We start from the raw sequence: 21,065 nt of genomic DNA on the forward strand, positions 1-21,065 counted from the left end.
CTCACTCTCATTTCACCCGCACGTTTTGTGATATGATGAAAATGTTATAAATTTTCCCCATTATCCTGGTTAAACGGTACCCATGAGCGAATTTGACGCCAACTCAGAAGACACTATCGGCAACAGCCTGCGTCGCCGTCCTTTGGCGCGCAAAAAACTGTCTGAAATGGTGGAAGAAGAGCTGGAGCAGATGATCCGCCGCCGCGAGTTTGGTGAGGAAGGGCAGCTGCCGTCCGAGCGTGAACTGATGGCGTTCTTTAACGTCGGGCGCCCATCGGTGCGTGAAGCGCTGGCCGCGCTCAAGCGTAAGGGACTGGTACAAATCAATAATGGCGAACGCGCGCGCGTCTCGCGTCCTTCGGCGGATACTATTATTGGCGAGCTCTCTGGGATGGCGAAAGATTTCCTGTCACACCCAGGCGGTATCGCCCATTTCGAGCAGCTGCGGCTGTTTTTCGAATCAAGCCTGGTACGCTATGCCGCCGAACATGCCACGGATGAACAGATTGCGCTGCTGGGCAAAGCGCTGGAGATCAACAGCCAGTCGCTGGATGACAACGCTCAGTTTATGCGTTCAGACGTCGACTTCCACCGCGTGCTGGCGGAAATTCCCGGCAACCCGATCTTCATGGCGATCCACGTCGCGCTGCTTGATTGGCTGATTGCCGCCCGTCCTAAGGTGGCCGAACAGGCGCTTCACGAACACAATAACGTGAGCTATCAACAGCATATCTCTATTGTCGATGCCATTCGCGCCCGCGATCCGGATGAAGCTGACCGCGCTCTACAAACTCACCTCAATAGCGTTTCTGCCACCTGGCACGCCTTCGGTAAAGCCAAAAAATCCTGTACATGATCCTCGCGTCACGATCGATTTAGTGAAGTCGATCCCACAATAAGCTTTCTGTATGACGCCGTGGTAAAAGCTATCTGGTATAACAGGTATAAAGGTACACAGATGATTCAGTTAAACATCACTACGAGGTATGTATGGCTAGCAATTTACGCGGCGTGATACCCGCGCTTCTAACCCCTTTCGATGCACAGCAGAAGATTGACCAGCACAGCCTGCGGCGGTTGGTTCGTTTCAACATTGCTCTGGGTATTGATGGGCTGTATGTCGGAGGATCAACCGGGGAGGCGTTTACCCAGAGTCTCGCTGAACGTGAAGAGGTGCTGGAAATTGTCGCCGAAGAGGGAAAAGGCAAAATCACCCTCATTGCCCACGTCGGTTGCATCAGCACTGCGGAAAGCCAGCAGCTGGCACGGGCGGCAAAGCGTTGCGGCTTCGATGCGGTTTCAGCGGTCACGCCGTTTTATTACCCATTCAGCTTTGGCGAGCATTGCGATCACTATCGGGCAATTATTGATTCTGCTGATGGATTACCGATGGTGGTCTACAACATTCCGGCGCTAAGTGGGGTAAAACTGACGCTGGATCAGATCAATACTCTGGTGACGCTGCCCGGCGTTGGCGCATTAAAGCAAACATCCGGCGATCTTTATCAGATGGAGCAGATCCGCCGTGAACACCCGGATCTAGTGCTGTACAACGGCTACGATGAGATCTTCGCCTCCGGCCTGTTGGCCGGTGCGGACGGTGGCATCGGTAGCACATACAACATCATGGGCTGGCGCTACATGGGAATCGTTAAGGCGCTGAAAGAAGGCGATATCCTGAAGGTCCAAGCGCTACAGGCCGAGTGTAATAAAGTTATCGACACGCTGATTAAAGTGGGTGTCTTCCGTGGGTTGAAAACGGTTCTGCACTTTATGGATGTGCTGACAGTGCCGCTGTGCCGCAATCCGTTTGCCCCCGTTGATGAACAATATTTGCCAGAGCTTAAAGCGCTGGCGCAGCAGCTAATGCAGGAACGCGGCTAAGTGGATGCCGGATAAGGCGCAGACGCCATCCGGCATAACAACGAAAATAAAGATCGTCGGGAGCATACAATGAGTCCTTCTGCCCAGAATATCCCGTGGTATCGCTGTCTCAACCGAGCGCAATGGCGAGCTTTCTCCGCCGCCTGGCTGGGTTATCTGCTTGATGGTTTTGATTTTGTCTTAATCGCTTTGGTCCTAACGGAAGTACAGGGTGAATTTGGTTTGACGACCGTTCAGGCCGCAAGTCTGATTTCGGCCGCCTTTATCTCTCGCTGGTTTGGTGGCCTGATGCTTGGCGCGATGGGTGACCGCTATGGCCGGCGGCTGGCGATGGTCACCAGCATTATTCTCTTTTCCGTCGGCACGCTAGCCTGTGGTTTCGCACCGGGCTACACCTCCTTGTTTATTGCTCGTTTGGTGATTGGCATGGGGATGGCGGGGGAATATGGCTCTAGCGCGACCTACGTTATCGAAAGCTGGCCAAAGCATCTGCGTAATAAAGCCAGCGGCTTTTTAATCTCGGGTTTTTCCGTCGGCGCAGTGGTTGCAGCCCAGGTCTATAGCCTTGTGGTGCCGGTCTGGGGATGGCGCGCGCTCTTTTTCATCGGCATCGTCCCGATTGTCTTCGCGCTCTGGCTACGTAAAAACATCCCGGAAGCTGAAGATTGGAAGCAGAAACACGAAGGTAAAGCGCCGGTTCGCACCATGGTCGATATTCTCTATCGCGGTCAGTATCGGGTGATGAACATTATCATGACCTGCGTGGCAGGAGTGTCGCTGTGGTACTGCTTTGCCGGCGGGATGCGTATTGCCGGGCTGGTGGCGCTGCTGGGGCTGGTATGCGCCATTATCTTCATCAGCTTTATGGTACAGAGCAGTGGAAAGCGTTGGCCGACCAGCGTGATGCTAATGGTGGTGGTGTTGTTTGCCTTCCTCTACTCCTGGCCAATTCAGGCATTACTGCCGACCTACCTGAAAACCGAGCTGGCCTACGATCCACACACCGTTGCTAACGTGCTGTTCTTCAGCGGCTTCGGCGCGGCTGTGGGCTGCTGCGTCGGCGGTTTCCTCGGTGACTGGTTAGGAACCCGTAAAGCCTATGTTTGCAGCCTGCTGGCCTCTCAACTGCTGATCATCCCGGTCTTTGCCATTGGCGGTACCAACGTGTGGGTACTGGGCTTCTTACTGTTCTTCCAGCAGATGTTGGGACAGGGGATCTCGGGGATCTTACCGAAACTTATCGGTGGCTATTTCGATACCGACCAGCGCGCGGCGGGATTAGGTTTTACCTACAACGTGGGGGCGCTTGGCGGTGCACTGGCGCCGATCCTGGGGGCACTGATCGCCCAGCGACTGGATCTGGGCACCGCGCTTGGCTCGCTCTCCTTCTGCCTGACGTTTGTAGTGATCTTACTGATTGGCCTCGATATGCCAACGCGTGTCCAGCGGTGGATCCGCCCGGAAGCGCTGCGCACTCACGACGCCATTGATGGCAGGCCGTTCAGCGGGGCGGTGCCGTTTGGCAGCAGCAAGAGCGGATGGGTGAAAAGTAAAAATTAATGAGGGAGCCCGGCGTCTGTCGGGCAATCCATGAGGAAGTGACGATGTCTTTACTCGAGCAACTGAATGAAGGTATTTCTCAGTCAGGCGGACTGATTGTGTCCTGCCAGCCGGTTCCAGACAGCCCGCTGGACAAACCTGATATTGTGGCCGCGATGGCGCTGGCAGCGCAGCAGTCGGGAGCCGTGGCGCTGCGTATTGAAGGTATTGCGAACTTACGCGCAACCCGCGCAGTGGTTTCCATTCCGATTATTGGGATTCTCAAGCGTGACCTGAACGACTTTCCGGTGCGTATTACGCCTTTCCCCGAGGATGTTGATGCGCTGGCACTGGCCGGTGCCGATATTATCGCCATCGACGGCACGGACCGCATTCGCCCATCTACGGTCATATCGCTGCTGGCAGCGATTCATCGGCACGGTTTACTGGCGATGGCCGATTGCTCAACCCAGGAGGATAGCATGGTCTGCCAGCGGCTGGGCGCAGACATCATCGGCACTACGCTTTCCGGTTACACCACCGCAGAAACGCCAGATGAACCTGACTTTGCGCTGGTTAAAGTCTTAAGTGATGCGGGATGCCGCGTTATTGCTGAAGGAAGATACAACACGCCTGCGCAGGCGGCACAAGCCATGCGAAACGGTGCCTGGGCGGTGACAGTGGGATCGGCGATCACGCGTCTGGAACATATTTGCCAGTGGTATAACGTAGCGTTGAAACAGGCGGTGCTATGACCACGTTAGCGATTGACATTGGCGGTACCAAACTTGCCGCAGCCCTGGTGGACGACGACTTGAGCCTGCATGAGCGTCGTGAACTTGCTACGCCCGCCAGCCGAACGCCGGATGCTCTGCGTGCGGCATTGCAGGCGCTCGTCGCCCCGCTGATTTCCCGCGCGCAGCGGGTAGCGATAGCTTCTACCGGTATTATTCGCGACGGCGTACTGCTGGCGATTAATCCCGATAACTTGGGGGGCCTACTACATTTTCCCCTGGTCGATACCCTACAGGAACTGACCGGTTTGCCGACGCTGGCGGTGAATGATGCCCAGGCGGCGGCTTGGGCGGAATACCACGCCTTGCGCGGCGACTTTCGTGACATGGTATTTATTACCGTCTCAACCGGCGTGGGAGGCGGTGTGGTAAATGACGGCAAACTCTTGCGCGGTGCCGGGGGACTTGCGGGGCATTTCGGGCATACGTTGGCCGATCCTGGTGGGCCGACATGCGGCTGTGGCCGCCGTGGCTGCGTGGAGGCGATCGCCTCAGGGCGCGGTATTACGGCCGCAGCACAAGGTGAATTGGCCGGATGTGATACCAAAACGGTCTTCACACGCGCCGGGCAGGGTAATGAGCAGGCCACTCGCCTCATTAACCGCTCGGCGCACACGCTGGCGCGGCTGGTAGCCGATATTAAAGCGACCACCGACTGCCAGTGTGTCGTTATCGGCGGCAGCGTAGGGCTGGCGGAAGGCTATCTGGCACAGGTTGAAACCTATCTGGCGCAGGAGCCGGAGGCCTATCAGGTTAGGTTACAGCCGGCACATTATCGGCACGATGCCGGCTTACTGGGGGCCGCGTTGTTGGCTCAGGGAGAGAAGTGATGGTCATAGGTGATATTCAGGCGCTGGATATAGTGGGGTTACATCCCGTACTGGTTGAGGCGCTAAAGCTGGCGTTAACCGCCATCCCGAAGGAGCAACTCCCGGGGCGCTATGAGCTGCAGGGGGATGATATTTTTATGAACGTCATGGCGTTTACCACGCAGCCTGCGGAAAGTAAAAAAGCGGAGCTGCATCAAAAGTATATCGACATTCAGCTGCTGTTATCCGGTACGGAGCAGGTTGCGTTTGGCGTCAGCGGGAGCGCTCGTTACTGTGAAACCTGGCATGTGGAAGACGACTATCAGCTTTGTCGTGAGATGGCTAATGAACAGAGCGTGACTTTGACGCCGGGCATGTTCGCCGTGTTTATGCCGGGGGAGCCGCATAAACCGGGCTGTTGGGTAGATGAAGCGGAGGAAATCAAAAAAGTGGTGGTGAAGGTAGGGGCTAGTCTGCTGGAAGGCTAAAAGATATCCCCCCCTTGGGAGCGGTTTGAGGGGAGGTTGTGCCATGGCGGGCTGATGGTCAATACTCATCCGATTCAGTTTTCCGTGCTGCCAGTGCTATCTGTGAACGAACCAGGCAAGATAGCGTCATCAATACGCTCGACGGGTAAAGGGGTCAATCTGTGATGGTTGAATTACATCCAGTTTCGGCGGGATTTGCGAGCAGCTTTCAAAGAGAGAGGACAGTAGTATTGAGGGTGAAAATATCGGCTCCCCATCCATAAGCATTCGCCTATTTTGGGGAGCCGGGATGGCCTTTTACACTTCCAGCCAGTTCATAATCCCGTCAGCCGCTTTGCGCCCTTCAGCAATAGCGGTGACCACCAGATCGGAACCACGAACCGCATCGCCACCGGCGAAGATTTTCGGGTTACTGGTCTGGAAAGCGTTCTCGCTAGCTTCTGGTGCGAGAATGCGCCCCTGGCTGTCCAGCTCAACGCTGTGCTGCTCCAGCCAGGTCATGCTGTGAGGGCGGAAACCGAAGGCCATTACCACCGCATCGGCAGGCAATACGTGCTCGGAGCCGGCGACGATCTCCGGGCGACGACGGCCATTCGCATCCGGCGCACCCAGCTCGGTACGGGCCACTTTCACACCGCACACCCGGCCATTTGCGTTAATTTCCACGCCCAGCGGCTGCAGATTGAACTGGAACTCCACGCCTTCTTCGCGCGCGTTTTTCACTTCGCGTTTAGAGCCCGGCATATTTTCTTCGTCACGACGGTAGGCACAGGTCACGTGGGTTGCACCCTGGCGCACTGAAGTACGCACGCAGTCCATAGCGGTGTCCCCGCCGCCCAGCACGACAACGCGTTTACCTTCCATGCTGACATACGGCTCTTCAGCTGTTTCGCCGAAGCCCATGATCTGCTTGGTATTGGCGATGAGGAACGGCAGGGCGTCATACACGCCAGGCGCGTCTTCATTTTCGAGACCACCGCGCATCGACTGATAGGTGCCGACGCCCAGGAACACGGAATCGTATTCGCTCAGCAGCTCGTCCATCTGCACGTCGCGGCCCACTTCGGTATTGAGTTTGAATTCAATCCCCATCCCGCTGAAGATTTCGCGACGCTTGGTCATCACCTCTTTTTCCAGCTTAAAGGCTGGAATACCGAAGGTCAGCAGACCGCCGATTTCTGGGTGTCGGTCGTAAACCACCGCCTTCACGCCGTTACGTGCCAGAACGTCGGCACAGGCAAGCCCGGCAGGGCCTGCCCCGATGATAGCCACGCGCTTACCGGTTTGCTTCACGCCGGTCAGATCCGGCTTCCAGCCCATCTCAATCGCTTTATCGTTGATATAGCGCTCGATGTTACCGATAGTCACCGCCCCGAACTCGTCGTTCAGCGTGCAGGAGCCTTCGCAAAGACGGTCCTGAGGGCAGACGCGGCCGCAGACTTCCGGCAGGCTGTTGGTCTGGTGAGACAGCTCGGCTGCCTCAATAATGCGCCCCTCATTGGCCAGCTTCAGCCAGTTTGGAATGTAGTTATGAACCGGGCACTTCCACTCGCAGTACGGGTTGCCGCAGGAGAGGCAGCGGTCGGCCTGAGCCTTGGCCTGCCCCTCAGAGAACGGCTCGTAGATTTCCACAAATTCAATTTTGCGGATCTTCAGCGGCTTCTTCGGCGGATCAACGCGCTGCAAGTCGATAAATTGATAAACGTTTTGACTCATCGTGACCTCTTACTGCGCCTGCACCCGCAGCTCAGCTGCGGAACGACTGCGGTGACCCAACAATGCTTTAACATCACTGGACTTCGGTTTAACCAGGGTGAATTTCGAGGCGAATGCCGGCCAGTTGGCCAGGATTTCTTCGCCGCGCTGGGAGCCGGTCAGCTGAACGTGTTCGGTGATCATGCCTCGCAGGTGCTCTTCATGAATCGCCAGCTCTTCCACATTCAGTAATTCAACCAGTTCCGGATTCACGCGTTTGCGGAATTCACCGTCTTCGTCCAGTACGTAGGCGAAACCGCCCGTCATACCGGCCCCGAAGTTAACCCCCGTTTTGCCCAGAATACAGACGATGCCGCCGGTCATGTATTCACAGCCGTTATCACCGATGCCTTCAACCACGGTGATCGCCCCGGAGTTACGCACCGCGAAACGCTCGCCTGCACGGCCTGCGGCATACATCTTCCCGCCGGTGGCACCATACAGGCAGGTGTTGCCGATAATGGTCGCTTCGTGGCTGCGGAAGGCTGAGCCTACCGGTGGACGCAGAGAAATCAGCCCGCCCGCCATACCTTTACCGACATAGTCGTTGGCATCGCCGGTCAGGTGCAGCTCAACGCCGCCCGCGTTCCAGACGCCGAAGCTCTGGCCTGCGGTGCCGTTAAAGTGCGCCTTGATTGGGTCAGACGCCAGGCCTTGATCGCCATGTTGCTGGGCAATGTAGCCGGAGAGAGAAGCTCCAATCGAACGGTCGGTGTTGCGAATATCAAACCAGAACGTTTTACTCTGCTTGTCGTCCACATACGCCTGTGCCTGGTTCAGCAGCTGTGCGTTAAGGTCGCCCTTATCGAACGGCGGGTTATGCTCGGTGCAGTACACCGCTTTGCCCGGCATCGGTTCAGCCGTTTTCAGCAGGGCAGAGAGATCCAGCTTCTGCTGCTTCGCCGTAAACCCGTCCAGCTCTTTCAGCAGGTCGGTACGGCCAATCAAATCAACCAGACGTTTCACGCCCAGCAGCGCCATCAGTTCTCGGGTTTCGCGGGCGATGAATTCAAAGTAGTTGGTCACTTTGAACGGCAGGCCGTGGTAATGGTTTTTACGCAGTTTGTCATCCTGAGTTGCCACGCCGGTAGCGCAGTTGTTCAGGTGACAAATTCGTAGGTATTTACAGCCCAGCGCAACCATTGGCCCGGTACCGAAACCGAAGCTTTCTGCCCCAAGAATTGCTGCCTTGATGATGTCGAGGCCGGTTTTCAGGCCACCGTCCACCTGCAGACGAATCTTATGGCGCAGGCCGTTAGCCACCAGTGCCTGCTGGGTTTCCACCAGACCAAGCTCCCACGGGCAGCCCGCGTATTTCACGGATGACAGTGGACTTGCCCCAGTGCCGCCGTCGTAGCCGGCAATAGTAATCAGGTCCGCATAGGCTTTGGCTACGCCCGTTGCGATGGTGCCGACGCCCGGTTCGGAAACCAGCTTCACGGAAATCATCGCCTTCGGGTTAACCTGCTTCAGGTCAAAAATCAGCTGCGCCAGATCCTCGATAGAGTAAATATCGTGGTGAGGCGGAGGGGAAATCAGCGTCACGCCCGGCACGGAGTAGCGCAGCTTGGCGATATAAGGCGTCACTTTATCGCCCGGTAGCTGACCGCCTTCGCCCGGCTTCGCGCCTTGCGCAACTTTAATCTGGATAACGTCGGCGTTGACCAGGTAGGCAGGCGTCACCCCGAAGCGGCCGGAAGCAACCTGCTTGATACGGGACACTTTATTGGTGCCGTAGCGCGCCGGATCTTCACCGCCTTCGCCGGAGTTAGAGTTCCCGCCGATGCTGTTCATCGCTTCAGCCAGGGATTCGTGTGCTTCCGGGCTCAGAGCGCCGATGGACATTGCCGCGGTATCGAAGCGTTTGAACAGCTCGGTCGCTGGCTCAACGTCTTCAATTTTGACGGACTCGTCCTGCGGATTCAGCGCAAGCATATCGCGCAGCGTGGCGACCGGGCGCTCGTTAACCAGTTTCGCGTATTGCTGATAGTCGCTGTACTCGCCGCTTTGCACCGCTTTTTGCAGCGTCTGCACTACGTCCGGGTTATAGGCGTGGTATTCCCCGCCGTGAACGAATTTCAGCTGGCCACCCTGATCCAACGGCTTACGTACCAGCCAGGCGCGTTTGGACAGGTTCAGCAGATCCTGCTGGAAGTCGCCGAAGCCTGCCCCGCCGATGCGGCTGACCGCACCCTGGAAGCAAAGCTCGGACACTTCTTTATGCAGACCCACCGCTTCGAACAGCTTAGAGCAACGGTAAGAGGCGATAGTCGAGATGCCCATTTTGGACATGATCTTGTACAGCCCTTTGTTGATGCCGTTGCGGTAGTTTTGCATCACTGTGCGGTAGTTTTTATCGATGGCGCCGTTGTCGACCAGCTTCGCCAGGGTTTCATAGGCGAGATACGGGTAGATAGCGGTCGCACCGAAGCCCAGCAGCACGGCGAAGTGGTGCGGATCGCGGGCGCTGGCGGTTTCAACAATGATGTTGGCATCGCAGCGCAGGCTCTTTTCAACGAGGCGAGTCTGGATGGCGCCTACGGCCATCGGGGCCGGAACCGGCAGGCGATTTTTCGCAATATTACGGTCGGACAACACCAGCAAGACGGTGCCATTCCGAACCATGCGTTCAGCTTCGTCGCACAGCGCCATCACCGTTTCGTGCAGCGACTTCTCGGTCACGTCATAGGTGATGTCGAGCGTATCGGCGCGATAGTGTTCCTCTTCCAGCGTGGTGAGCTGCTGGAAATCAGACCACAGCAGAATCGGCGATTTAAAGCTCAGGCGGTGTGCCTGGCCTTCTGCCTCGCAGAAGACGTTCATTTCACGGCCAATGCTGGTGGCCAGGGACATAACGTGCGCTTCACGCAGCGGATCGATTGGCGGGTTGGTCACCTGCGCAAACTGCTGGCGGAAGTAATCGTAAATAATGCGTGGCTGGCTGGAAAGCACGGCAAATGGGGTGTCATCGCCCATTGAACCCACGGCTTCCTGGCCATTCTCGCCCAGCACGCGGATCACTGAATCCAGCTCTTCGCTGCTGTAGTTAAACTGTTTCTGATAGCTGGCAAGCGTATCGTCGTCCAGCTCCCGCGAACCTACTTTTTCATCCGGCAGGTCTTCAAACGGCACCAGGCGGCGAACGTTGTTCTCCATCCACTCTTTATACGGATGGCGGCTTTTCAGCTCGGCATCGGTTTCAGCGGAGTGCAGAATACGCCCGACACGGGTGTCGATAACCATCAGCTCACCCGGGCCAACGCGGCCTTTCTCTACCACTTCATCCGGCTGGTAGTCCCAGATTCCGACTTCAGAGGCGCAGGTGATGAGCTTGTCTTTGGTGATCACGTAGCGCGCCGGACGCAGGCCGTTACGGTCCAGGTTACAGGCGGCGAAACGTCCGTCAGACATCACGATCCCGGCCGGGCCATCCCACGGCTCCATATGCATGGAGTTAAAGTCGAAGAAGGCGCGCAGCTCGGGGTCCATGTTCGGGTTGTTCTGCCATGCAGGCGGAACCAGCAGACGCATGGCGCGCACGATATCCATCCCGCCGGCCAGCAGCAGCTCAAGCATGTTATCCATGGAGCTGGAGTCGGAGCCGGTTTCGTTCACAAACGGCGCAGCGTCGTGCAGATCGGGGATCAGCGGCGTCTGGAATTTATAGGTACGGGCGCGCGCCCACTGGCGGTTACCGGTGATGGTGTTGATTTCGCCGTTGTGCGCCAGATAGCGGAACGGCTGAGCCAGCGGCCAGCGTGGCACGGTGTTGGTGGAGAAACGCTGGTGGAACAGGCAAATGGCCGATTCCAGGCGCAGGTCAGCCAGGTCCAGGTAGAAGCGCGGCAGGTCAGCCGGCATACACAGACCTTTATAAATGTTCACCAGGTTAGACAGGCTGCAGATATAGAAGTCTTTATCTTCCTGGATACGTTTTTCGATACGGCGACGGGCGATAAACAGGCGGCGTTCCATATCACGAGGGCGCCAGCCCGCCGGGGCGTTAACGAATATTTGTTCAATACGTGGCAGAGAGGAGAGGGCGATTTCACCGAGCACGTCTTTGTTCACCGGCACTTCACGCCAGCCAACAATAGACAGAGTTTCGTTTTGCAGCTCTTCTTCAACAATGCGGCGGCTGGCGCGGGCAAGCGCGTCATCCTGGTTCAGGAAAATCATGCCAACGGCATAGTTCTTGGCCAAACGCCACTGGCGTTCTTCTGCAACAATGCGGAAGAAACGATCGGGTTTTTGCAACAGCAGGCCACAACCGTCGCCGGTTTTACCGTCGGCAAGGATGGCACCACGGTGCTGCATGCGGGCTAGCGCGTGAATAGCGGTACGCACTACCTTGTGGCTAGGTTCGCCTTCTATGTGGGCGATCAGGCCGAAACCACAGTTATCCTTCTCAAGGGATTTATCGTACAACATATCAGTGAACCTCCCCAGGCTCTACGTTACTCCCAACCGTTTGCGCGTGGACGCAGCAAGGGCATGGCGACGGGGTTTGCGCATCATACGCTTGCCTCGCGTGTCGCCCTCTTAATGTCCAACGCATCCGGTGTCACAAGTGTTGAGGACTTGCTTTAGAGGGAATCTCAATTACTGCATAAATATGATGGGCACAGAACCCATCCAGAAAGCTTCCAGCGGATTTCCAACTTATCGGGAAAGAGCACACAGGTCAAATGGCATTCTTATTTATACGGAATCGTACTAAGAGTGGCTTAATTAAATGAATTTAATGGTTTTTTTTGCTTTTTTGGCTGTGAGGGGACGACGGTGAACGCCGAGTGTTATGTGATCGTCCTCACTATCCGAAAGGCCGTGAAACTCCAGACCATGCTGGCATGAATGATATTGCCAGCATGATATGCTGCTTAACCCCCGCGGAGTGCAGCATGACACTGTTTTTCACCGTTCGTCATATTCTTTAAATAAAGGGTGGCGTCATAAGGAAAAGTAATCAAGTGTTATGTGAATAGAGTTGCACTTATTTTGAGTTTATATGCAATAGATAAGGCTGCGCCGAAGCGATTGATCCAGGTCATCGCCGGTGCGAGAAGAAAATGGCAGGCTAGGTCCCTTTTTCGGGACGGCCCATCAGATTATGCAGTTACAGAAATTAGTCAATATGTTTGGCGGCGATCTCTCTCGTCGCTATGGGCAAAAAGTCCATAAACTCACGCTGCATGGTGGTTTCAGTTGCCCCAATCGCGATGGGACTATCGGGCGAGGCGGCTGTACTTTTTGCAACGTGGCCTCTTTCGCTGACGAAACGCAGCAGCACAATTCCATCGCTGAGCAGCTCGCACACCAGGCCAGCCGGGTGAACCGCGCTCAGCGCTATCTGGCCTATTTCCAGGCCTATACCAGCACCTGGGCTGAAGTGCAGGTGTTGCGGTCGATGTACCAGCAGGCGGTGAGCCAGACCAGCATCGTGGGGCTGTGCGTCGGTACCCGGCCTGACTGCGTGCCCGACAGCGTGCTGGATTTGCTAAGCGATTATCATGCACAGGGCTATGAGGTATGGCTGGAGCTGGGGTTACAGACGGCGAATGACAAAACGCTGCACCGTATCAACCGGGGGCACGATTTTGCCTGTTATCAGGAAACTACCCGCCGGGCCCGAGCGAGAGGTTTAAAAGTTTGCAGCCATCTTATTGTCGGTTTACCGGGTGAAGGCCAGCAGCAATGTATGGACACGCTGGAGAAAGTGGTTGAAACCGGTGTGGACGGCCTGAAGCTGCATCCTTTGCATATTGTTGACGGCAGCATAATGGCCAAAAGCTGGCGGGCTGGTCGCCTTGAGGGGATCGCGCTGGATGAGTATGTCGTCACCGCGGGAGAAATGATTCGCCATACACCGCTTGATGTCGTGTTCCATCGTATTTCGGCTAATGCCCGGCGCCCAACCTTGCTTGCGCCTTTATGGTGTGAGAACCGCTGGGCCGCGATGGTGGATATCGACAGGTATTTGCTGACGCACGGGGCGCAGGGGTCAGCGCTGGGTACGCCGTGGGATCTCTCAGTTCTTTCGTAAATCCTGAGCCCGGTTCCTTTTTGCGGTATATTTAGCGCATCCAAGGCGAAGGAATCGTTCCATGAAGCAAATTCGGTTATTGGCGCAGTATTACGTTGATCTTATGGTGAAGCTGGGGCTGGTGCGCTTCTCCCTGCTGCTGGCCTCGGCGCTGGTCGTGCTGGCGATGGTGGTGCAAATGGCCGTCACCATGCTGCTGAGCGGCCAGGTTGAAAGTATCGACGTTGTCCGCTCTATCTTCTTTGGTTTATTGATTACGCCCTGGGCGGTTTACTTCCTGTCGGTTGTGGTTGAACAGCTTGAGGAGTCCAGGCAGCGGCTGTCGAAGCTGGTGGAAAAGCTGGAGGAGATGCGCGAGCGCGACCTCATTCTGAACGTGCAGCTTAAGGACAATATAGCCCAGCTAAACCAGGAAATCGCCGACCGTGTCAAAGCGGAGGCCGAGCGCCAGACCATGCTGGAGCAGCTTAAAGTTGAGATGCAGGAGCGTGAAGAGACGCAAATCCGGCTTGAGCAACAATCCTCTTTCCTGCGCTCTTTCCTTGATGCTTCGCCCGATCTGGTCTTCTACCGCAACGAAGACCGGGAGTTTTCAGGCTGCAACCGGGCGATGGAGCTGCTGACCGGCAAGAGCGAGAAACAGCTTATCCATCTCAAGCCGCAGGATGTGTACTCTGCCGAAGCCGCTGAGAAAGTGCTGGAAACAGACGAAAAAGTGTTTCGTCATAATGTCTCTCTGACCTATGAGCAGTGGCTGGATTACCCGGATGGCCGCAAAGCCTGCTTTGAAATTCGTAAAGTGCCTTATTACGACCGTGTCGGTAAACGCCACGGGCTGATGGGCTTTGGCCGCGATATTACCGAGCGTAAACGCTATCAGGACGCGCTGGAGCGTGCGAGCCGGGACAAGACCACCTTTATCTCCACCATCAGCCACGAGCTGCGTACGCCGCTGAATGGCATTGTCGGCCTGAGCCGTATTCTGCTGGACACCGATCTCACCGCCGAGCAGACCCATTACCTGAAAACGATCCACGTGTCGGCCATCACGCTGGGAAATATTTTCAACGATATCATTGATATGGATAAGCTCGAGCGCCGCAAAGTGCAGCTCGATAACCAGCCGGTGGATTTCACCAGCTTCCTTGCCGATCTGGAAAACCTCTCAGGCCTGCAGGCTCAGCAGAAAGGGCTGTCATTTGTGATGGACCCAGCGCTGCCGCTGCCGCACAAGGTGGTGACTGACGGGACGCGTCTGCGCCAGATCCTCTGGAACCTGATCAGCAATGCCGTGAAGTTCACGCCGAAGGGGGGATTAGTCACGGTACGCGTTCGTTACGAAGAAGAGAGCTGCCTACGCTTTGAGGTTCAGGACTCCGGGATTGGCATTCCGGTGGACGAGCAGGACAAAATCTTTGCTATGTACTATCAGGTTAAAGACAGTCACGGCGGCAAGCCCGCGACAGGAACGGGGATTGGGCTGGCGGTTTCTCGCCGTCTGGCAAAAAGCATGGGCGGGGATATTACCGTGACCAGCAAGCCGGGTGAAGGTTCGCTGTTCACGCTGACCGTTCAGGCGCCGAGCGTGGCTGAGGAAGTGGAAGACACGCTGGAAGATGACGATATGCCGCTGCCAGCCCTGCATGTGCTGCTGGTGGAGGATATTGAGCTTAACGTCATCGTGGCGCGTTCTGTACTCGAGAAGCTTGGCAATAGCGTTGACGTAGCAATGACTGGGAAAGATGCGCTGGAGATGTTTATACCGGGCGAATATGACCTTGTGCTGCTGGATATCCAGTTGCCGGATATGACCGGGCTTGATATTTCTCGCGAGCTGAATAAACGCTTTAGCAAAGAGGAACTGCCGCCGCTGGTGGCGCTCACGGCCAACGTGCTGAAAAACAAGACTGAGTATCTTGAGGCCGGGATGGATGACGTGCTGAGTAAGCCGCTCGCCGTGCCGGCCTTGATGTCGATGATCCAAAAATTCTGGGATAAGCAGATAACGGATAAGGAGCCTGTGGTGACAAAAGTCGATAGTGAAAAACAGCAAGCATTACTCGATATTCCGATGCTCGAACAATATATCGAGCTGGTGGGCCCAAAACTCATTACCGATGGCCTGGCGATGTTTGAAAAAATGATGCCGGGTTATTTAGAGGTGCTCGATTCCAATATGACCGCGCGGGATAACAAAGGCGTGGTGGAAGAGGGGCATAAAATTAAAGGTGCGGCAGGCTCCGTTGGTTTGCGACATTTACAGCAGGTTGCCCAGCAAATTCAGTCCCCGGACTTGCCTGCGTGGTCTGATAATGTCGGTGAATGGATCGAAGAGCTGAAACAAGAGTGGCAACATGACGTTAGCGTATTAAAAGCGTGGGTTGCGGAAGCTGGAAAAAAATGACCCCGGCCAGGCCGGGGTGCGCGAATACTGCGCCAACACCAGGGAAAACAGGGTTGCGCCTTTTTTAGCGTTGAATTATTGAACGGCACAACCAGCAATTCGCGGGCTGTCAGCCATATAAGATAGCAAACCTTAAAATATTTGTTACGTGAATCAGTAAAATATGTGAAGCATAGCGATCAAATTAACGTGGCTGATACTGATTCACCCGGAACGAAAAGGAACTGACGGATGAAAAAAATAGGCGTAGTGCTGAGCGGCTGTGGGGTTTATGACGGCAGTGAGATTCATGAGGCCGTATTAACGCTGTTGGCCATTTCTCGCGCTGGTGCGGAAGCCGTTTGCTTCGCGCCGGATAAACCTCAGTCTGACGTGATCGATCATTTAACCGGCGAAGCTGCAGCAGAAACTCGCGACGTGCTGGTGGAGGCTGCGCGTATTACTCGTGGCAATATTCAGCCGTTGCGTGAAGCTTTGTCTGAAAACCTTGACGCATTGATTGTGCCCGGCGGTTTTGGCGCGGCGAAAAATCTAAGCACTTTTGCTTCAAAGGGGGCAGATTGTGAGGTTGATGTCGATCTCCGTCGCGTTGCACGGGAATGCCACGAACAGGGCAAGCCGCTCGGTTTTATGTGTATTGCCCCGGCGATGCTGCCAAAGATTCTGGATATGCCTGTGCGTCTGACCATCGGCACCGACATCGATACCGCAGAGTTACTGGAAGCCATGGGGGCAGAACACATCCCTTGCCCGGTGGATGATATCGTGGTGGACGAAGAACAAAAGGTTGTCACCACTCCTGCTTACATGCTCGCGCAAAATATCGCTGAGGCCGCTGCCGGGATCGACAAGTTGGTTGCCCGCGTGCTGGAACTTAGCGCATGAGTAAAGGGCGTTTCGCGCCGTGGCAGTGGGTTAAACGCTGGCTGTTAAAAGCGGTTCTGGCGGTTTTGGCGATTTGGTTCATGGGCATCATGACCTTCCGCTTCCTCCCGGTGCCGTTTTCCGCAGTGATGGTGGAGCGGCAGTTCAGCGCGTGGTTCAGCGGTAACTTCGGTTACGTTGCCCATTCTGACTGGGTTTCCATGGATGATATTTCGCCGTGGATGGGGCTGGCAGTGATCGCCTCTGAAGATCAAAAATTTCCCGAGCACTGGGGCTTTGATACTGATGCCATCGAAAAGGCGCTGGCCCATAATGAACGCAACGAAAATAGGGTACGAGGCGCGTCGACGCTTTCCCAGCAAACCGCAAAAAATTTGTTCCTGTGGGATGGACGGAGCTGGCTACGTAAAGGGCTGGAAGCCGGCCTTACGGTGGGGCTCGAAACCGCGTGGAGCAAGCGACGTATTCTGACGGTGTATCTCAATATCGCCGAATTTGGTGAAGGTGTTTTCGGCGTGGAAGAAGCCTCCCGTCGTTACTTCAACAAGCCAGCTAGCCGCCTGACACCTGCCGAAGCAGCGCTGCTCGCCGCCGTCCTGCCTAACCCAATTCGTTTTAAGGCTAATGCGCCTTCAGGTTATATTCGCCAGCGCCAGCAGTGGATTTTGCGACAGATGCGCCAGCTGGGCGGTGAGTTGTTCCTTGAGCAGCACAATTTAAAATAAGCCGCATCCAACGCACTCGCGCGCTCTCCACGACAAGGTAAACGCTATGATGACCTCTTGCCTGAAAGAAGATACCGCCCGGCAAATTGTCCAGCGCACCATGAACATCATCGATCACTCGGTGAATGTGATGAGCGAGCAGGGGGTGATTATTGCCTCTGGCGATCCACGCCGTCTGTATCAGCGCCATGAAGGTGCTGTCCTGGCGCTGACGGAAAACCGGACCGTGATTATTGATGAGGCTTCTGCCCGGCGGCTGAAAGGGGTTAAACCCGGTATTAATTTGCCCATCGTCTTTCGCCAGAAAATCGTTGGCGTGGTGGGGATTTCTGGTGAGCCAGAGAAAGTGCAGGCTTATGCCGAACTGGTCAAAATGGCGGCCGAGCTGATCCTTGAGCAGGCGGAAATGCTTGAGCAAAATCAGTGGGAAAAGCGCTACCGGGAGCAGCTCGCCGCGCAGATTATTTCAGGCCAGCAAAGTCTGGCGGAACTGCGCCCTATGGCCAGCGGCCTTGGCGTAGACCTTGAATTGCCACGGGTTGCGCTAATGATTCATTTTCCCTCTCGAGATGTTTTGCGTCAGCGGGAGCTGCTCGAGCGGCTTGGCGGCTACGACAACCAGGCATTAGTCACGCCATTCGGTTTTGAACAAATCGCAATGCTACTACCCCTGGGCGGTGGCCGGCCTGAGGAGTGGCAGGCATTGCTGAAAAAAACGCTGCGCAAACTTCATTCTCAGCTGCTGGCGCATTTTGAAGTCACCCTGTCAGTTGGGGGATGCTTCGACGGCGACGACGCGTTACGACGATCCTGGCTTAGCGCCGTGGCGCTGCATGAGATGGCTTCACGGCAAAAAATTGGCCGGTCGATTTTGTACTATCAGGATCTTTTATTGCCTGTGCTGCTCAACGGACTTTCCGGCAGCTGGCAGGCCGAGGAAATGGGGCGAGCATGGAAAACGCTTTGTGAAGCCGATCCGAAAGGCGTGCTTCGTCGCACGCTGCGCTGCTATTTTGAACAGAATTGTGATCTGTCTCAAACGACAAAATTGCTGCATATTCACGTCAATACATTGCGCTATCGGCTAAGTAAAATAGAGTCGATAACGGCTTTAGATATTAATAAGTTAGATTCGACTCTTCAGCTGTTTATTGGTATGCAGCTCAGCGACTGATTTGTAGTAATCCACAAGAAAACGTTTCTTTCACCGCCCATTTTCTGGTGTTTTCTCTCAAGCTATTTGCAGCCCGCTCAGGGTAATGTCCCGCCGTACCTTTCGATCTCCCTAAAAAAATCAAAACAGGAGTGATTCATGACCACGGTTTCGGCTCTGGGCGCCCTGGTGGCGCTGGTTGTTTCTATTGTCCTAATTTTACGCAAGGTTCCTCCGGCCTACGGCATGATTGCTGGCGCTCTGGCTGGCGGGTTAGTTGGCGGCGCTGATTTAGTGCAGACGCTTTCGCTTATGATTACCGGGGCGCAGGGGATTACCAATGCGGTACTGCGCATTCTCGGGGCAGGCATACTGGCGGGCGTGCTGATTGAGTCCGGGGCAGCCAACACAATTGCCGAAACCATTGTCCGTAAGGTGGGTGAGAAAAGGGCGCTGTTCGCTTTGGCAGTGGCGACCATGTTGCTGACCGCCGTCGGCGTATTTATTGATGTTGCCGTTATCACGGTCTCTCCTATTGCCCTGGCGATTGCCCACCGGGCCGACATTTCGAAAATGGCTATACTGCTGGCGATGATTGGCGGCGGGAAGGCCGGGAACGTTATGTCGCCCAATCCTAATACGATTGCGGCGGCTGACGCTTTCCACGTTCCACTCACCGACTTAATGATGGCGGGCGTTGTACCGGGTCTGTTTGGGCTGGCGCTCGCCTATTTTCTGGCGAAGCGGTTGCAGCATCGGGGCTCTAAAGTTGCCAGCAGTGAGTTGATTGCCGGGGAAAAAGAAAAGGCCTTGCCTGCGTTTGGCGCGGCAATAGCGGCGCCGCTGGTGGCTATTTGCCTGCTTGCACTTCGCCCGATTGCCGGCATTGCGATTGATCCGCTGGTTGCGTTGCCGATAGGCGGCCTGATTGGGGCTATAGTGATGGGGCAGTGGCGGCAGACAAATCATTTTATGGTGTCGGGGCTGGCGCGTATGTCTCCGGTGGCGATTATGCTGCTGGGGACCGGAACGCTGGCCGGGATCATCGCCAACTCCGGCTTGAAGGATGTGCTGATTAACGGTTTAACGGCCTCCGGTATGCCGTCCTACCTTCTGGCACCTTTTTCCGGGGCGCTGATGTCCATGGCTACCGCATCAACAACGGCAGGAACGGCGGTGGCTTCTGCGGTGTTTAGCTCAACGCTTGTCGATATGGGAATTTCTGCACTCGCCGGGGCGGCAATGATCCATGCCGGGGCGACGGTGCTTGACCATATGCCGCACGGCAGCTTTTTCCATGCCACCGGGGGCAGCGTGAATATGCAGGTTCATGAACGCTTAAAACTGCTTCCCTACGAAACAGCCGTTGGTTTGGCCATCGCTTTTGTTTCAACCCTGATGTTTGGTGTGTTTAATTTAGCGGGTTAATGAGGTTGCCATGAAAATTGTTATTGCCCCCGATTCTTTCAAAGAGAGCCTGAGCGCGATGCAGGTCGCCGAGGCCATTGAGCAAGGTTTTCGCGAGATTTACCCGAACGCAGAGTATATCAAGCTGCCGATGGCCGACGGAGGAGAAGGGACCGTTGAATCGATGGTTGCCGCGACGCACGGGCAAATTATCCCTGTAACGGTGACCGGCCCGCTGGGGCTGCCTGTTGAGGCTTTCTTTGGCATCACGGGCGATAGCGAAACAGCCATCATTGAAATGGCGGCCGCTTCAGGGCTGCATCTGGTGCCGCCCGAAAAACGAAATCCGCTGCTGACCGGCACTTTTGGCACCGGGGAGCTTATTCTGGCGGCGCTGGATCGCGGCGCACGTAAAATCATTATTGGTATCGGTGGCAGCGCAACCAACGACGGCGGGGCCGGCATGATGCAGGCGCTGGGCGTCAGGCTTCGTGATGCACAGGGTAATGAGCTTTGCGCAGGCGGTGCTGCCCTGGCTGAGCTTGCAGAGATTGATGTTAGCCAACTGGATGCCCGCCTGGCACAGTGCGACATTCTGGTGGCCTGTGATGTCGATAATCCGCTGTGCGGTGAGCGCGGTGCGTCAGCGGTCTTTGGGCCGCAGAAAGGCGCTACGCCCGAGCAGGTTATGCAGCTTGATACTGCACTCAGGCATTATGGCGAACAGCTGGAGCACATCAGCGGTAAGGATGTGATTGCCGTAGCAGGTGCCGGGGCGGCAGGGGGCATGGGGGCGTCTTTGTTTGGTTTGCTTCATGCCCGCCTGCAGCCCGGTGTGGAAATTGTCACCGAAGCTTTGCGGCTTGCCGAGGCTGTTCAGGGGGCGGACCTGGTTATCACCGGAGAAGGGCGTATAGACAGCCAGACCATTTATGGCAAAACGCCGATAGGCGTGGCGAGAGTGGCGAAGCGTTTTCAGGTGCCGGTTATCGCGCTGGCTGGCGGTATGACGACTGATTACGGCGTAGTCCATCAGCACGGGCTCGACGCTGTATTTTCGGTGCTTAATCGGGTTCAGACGCTGGCGGAGGCGTTGGAAAAGGCGGGTGAGAATATTTGCGTGACAGCGCGTAACGTTGCCGCAGTATGGAAAATTGGGCGCGGTTAGATCCGCGCACG

At 55.8% G+C, this 21,065-nt stretch carries 15 protein-coding genes; 13 read left to right on the top strand and 2 right to left on the bottom strand.

Translation table 11 applies throughout. The features are described from left to right. The first annotated feature begins 82 nt into the window (after positions 1-82). The 6 genes from nanR (at position 83) to nanQ (ending at position 5,514) form a co-directional block, all read left to right on the top strand. The gene (gene nanR / locus AAIE02_RS22065) at positions 83-856 is read left to right on the top strand and encodes a transcriptional regulator NanR (RefSeq protein WP_498533254.1); all 774 of its coding nucleotides are present in this window, start codon (positions 83-85) and stop codon (positions 854-856) included. Positions 857-990: 134 nt separating this feature from the next. After that, entirely contained in the window at positions 991-1,884 is an 894-nt protein-coding gene (gene nanA / locus AAIE02_RS22070; protein ID WP_498533255.1) for an N-acetylneuraminate lyase, read from the top strand. A 69-nt stretch (positions 1,885-1,953) separates the two neighbouring features. Next, positions 1,954-3,444 carry an MFS transporter gene (locus AAIE02_RS22075; protein WP_498533256.1) on the top strand — a complete coding sequence of 497 codons (1,491 nt, stop codon included), beginning with the start codon at positions 1,954-1,956 and terminating at the stop codon, positions 3,442-3,444. A gap of 44 nt (positions 3,445-3,488) precedes the next feature. Continuing rightward, positions 3,489-4,178 carry an N-acetylmannosamine-6-phosphate 2-epimerase gene (locus AAIE02_RS22080; RefSeq protein ID WP_498533257.1) on the top strand — a complete coding sequence of 230 codons (690 nt, stop codon included), beginning with the start codon at positions 3,489-3,491 and terminating at the stop codon, positions 4,176-4,178. Continuing rightward, entirely contained in the window at positions 4,175-5,047 is an 873-nt protein-coding gene (nanK, locus tag AAIE02_RS22085) for an N-acetylmannosamine kinase (RefSeq protein WP_498533258.1), read from the top strand. Before AAIE02_RS22080 ends, nanK begins: the two co-directional genes overlap by 4 nt. Beyond that, entirely contained in the window at positions 5,047-5,514 is a 468-nt protein-coding gene (nanQ, locus tag AAIE02_RS22090) for an N-acetylneuraminate anomerase (RefSeq protein WP_498533259.1), read from the top strand. Before nanK ends, nanQ begins: the two co-directional genes overlap by 1 nt. Positions 5,515-5,811: 297 nt before the next feature. On the opposite strand, the gene AAIE02_RS22095 is transcribed toward nanQ, so the two are convergent. Continuing rightward, positions 5,812-7,230: a glutamate synthase small subunit gene (locus tag AAIE02_RS22095; RefSeq protein WP_498533260.1), complete on the bottom strand. Its 1,419-nt coding sequence runs from the start codon at positions 7,228-7,230 to the stop codon at positions 5,812-5,814. 9 nt (positions 7,231-7,239) lie between these two features. Next, a complete protein-coding gene (gltB, locus tag AAIE02_RS22100) occupies positions 7,240-11,700 on the bottom strand; it encodes a glutamate synthase large subunit (protein WP_008454856.1) in 4,461 nt (1,486 codons plus the stop codon). A 679-nt stretch (positions 11,701-12,379) separates the two neighbouring features. Between gltB and mnmL the strand changes: the two genes are divergently transcribed. The 7 genes from mnmL to AAIE02_RS22135 all read left to right on the top strand — a co-directional run bounded on the left by mnmL (position 12,380) and on the right by AAIE02_RS22135 (position 21,054). Next, the gene (gene mnmL, locus AAIE02_RS22105) at positions 12,380-13,312 is read left to right on the top strand and encodes a tRNA modification radical SAM protein MnmL/YtqA (protein ID WP_034807687.1); all 933 of its coding nucleotides are present in this window, start codon (positions 12,380-12,382) and stop codon (positions 13,310-13,312) included. A 61-nt stretch (positions 13,313-13,373) separates the two neighbouring features. Beyond that, entirely contained in the window at positions 13,374-15,716 is a 2,343-nt protein-coding gene (gene arcB / locus AAIE02_RS22110) for an aerobic respiration two-component sensor histidine kinase ArcB (RefSeq protein WP_008454851.1), read from the top strand. Positions 15,717-15,947: 231 nt separating this feature from the next. Further along, positions 15,948-16,601: an isoprenoid biosynthesis glyoxalase ElbB gene (gene elbB, locus AAIE02_RS22115; protein ID WP_336982898.1), complete on the top strand. Its 654-nt coding sequence runs from the start codon at positions 15,948-15,950 to the stop codon at positions 16,599-16,601. Further along, positions 16,598-17,326, top strand: coding sequence for a monofunctional biosynthetic peptidoglycan transglycosylase (gene mtgA, locus AAIE02_RS22120; protein ID WP_498533261.1), 729 nt, complete (start codon positions 16,598-16,600; stop codon positions 17,324-17,326). The genes elbB and mtgA overlap by 4 nt, the downstream gene beginning before the upstream one ends. A 46-nt stretch (positions 17,327-17,372) precedes the next feature. Then, positions 17,373-18,500, top strand: a complete 1,128-nt coding sequence (locus AAIE02_RS22125) for a sugar diacid recognition domain-containing protein (protein ID WP_336982899.1) — start codon at positions 17,373-17,375, stop codon at positions 18,498-18,500. A 138-nt stretch (positions 18,501-18,638) separates the two neighbouring features. Beyond that, the gene (locus tag AAIE02_RS22130) at positions 18,639-19,907 is read left to right on the top strand and encodes a GntT/GntP/DsdX family permease (protein ID WP_166995010.1); all 1,269 of its coding nucleotides are present in this window, start codon (positions 18,639-18,641) and stop codon (positions 19,905-19,907) included. A 10-nt stretch (positions 19,908-19,917) separates the two neighbouring features. Then, on the top strand, positions 19,918-21,054 hold the full coding sequence (locus tag AAIE02_RS22135) for a glycerate kinase (RefSeq protein ID WP_336982900.1): 1,137 nt from the start codon (positions 19,918-19,920) through the stop codon (positions 21,052-21,054). The last annotated feature ends 11 nt before the right edge of the window (positions 21,055-21,065 follow it).

Source organism: Cedecea sp. Ae19-4 (genome assembly GCF_059801165.1).

Bases quoted from the DNA above. Each gene is read 5' to 3' on its own strand.
- nanR (WP_498533254.1), top strand. From the start codon at position 83: ATGAGCGAATTTGACGCCAACTCAGAAGACACTATCGGCAACAGCCTG.
- nanA (WP_498533255.1), top strand. From the start codon at position 991: ATGGCTAGCAATTTACGCGGCGTGATACCCGCGCTTCTAACCCCTTTC.
- AAIE02_RS22075 (WP_498533256.1), top strand. From the start codon at position 1,954: ATGAGTCCTTCTGCCCAGAATATCCCGTGGTATCGCTGTCTCAACCGA.
- AAIE02_RS22080 (WP_498533257.1), top strand. From the start codon at position 3,489: ATGTCTTTACTCGAGCAACTGAATGAAGGTATTTCTCAGTCAGGCGGA.
- nanK (WP_498533258.1), top strand. From the start codon at position 4,175: ATGACCACGTTAGCGATTGACATTGGCGGTACCAAACTTGCCGCAGCC.
- nanQ (WP_498533259.1), top strand. From the start codon at position 5,047: ATGGTCATAGGTGATATTCAGGCGCTGGATATAGTGGGGTTACATCCC.
- AAIE02_RS22095 (WP_498533260.1), bottom strand. From the start codon at position 7,230: ATGAGTCAAAACGTTTATCAATTTATCGACTTGCAGCGCGTTGATCCG.
- gltB (WP_008454856.1), bottom strand. From the start codon at position 11,700: ATGTTGTACGATAAATCCCTTGAGAAGGATAACTGTGGTTTCGGCCTG.
- mnmL (WP_034807687.1), top strand. From the start codon at position 12,380: ATGCAGTTACAGAAATTAGTCAATATGTTTGGCGGCGATCTCTCTCGT.
- arcB (WP_008454851.1), top strand. From the start codon at position 13,374: ATGAAGCAAATTCGGTTATTGGCGCAGTATTACGTTGATCTTATGGTG.
- elbB (WP_336982898.1), top strand. From the start codon at position 15,948: ATGAAAAAAATAGGCGTAGTGCTGAGCGGCTGTGGGGTTTATGACGGC.
- mtgA (WP_498533261.1), top strand. From the start codon at position 16,598: ATGAGTAAAGGGCGTTTCGCGCCGTGGCAGTGGGTTAAACGCTGGCTG.
- AAIE02_RS22125 (WP_336982899.1), top strand. From the start codon at position 17,373: ATGATGACCTCTTGCCTGAAAGAAGATACCGCCCGGCAAATTGTCCAG.
- AAIE02_RS22130 (WP_166995010.1), top strand. From the start codon at position 18,639: ATGACCACGGTTTCGGCTCTGGGCGCCCTGGTGGCGCTGGTTGTTTCT.
- AAIE02_RS22135 (WP_336982900.1), top strand. From the start codon at position 19,918: ATGAAAATTGTTATTGCCCCCGATTCTTTCAAAGAGAGCCTGAGCGCG.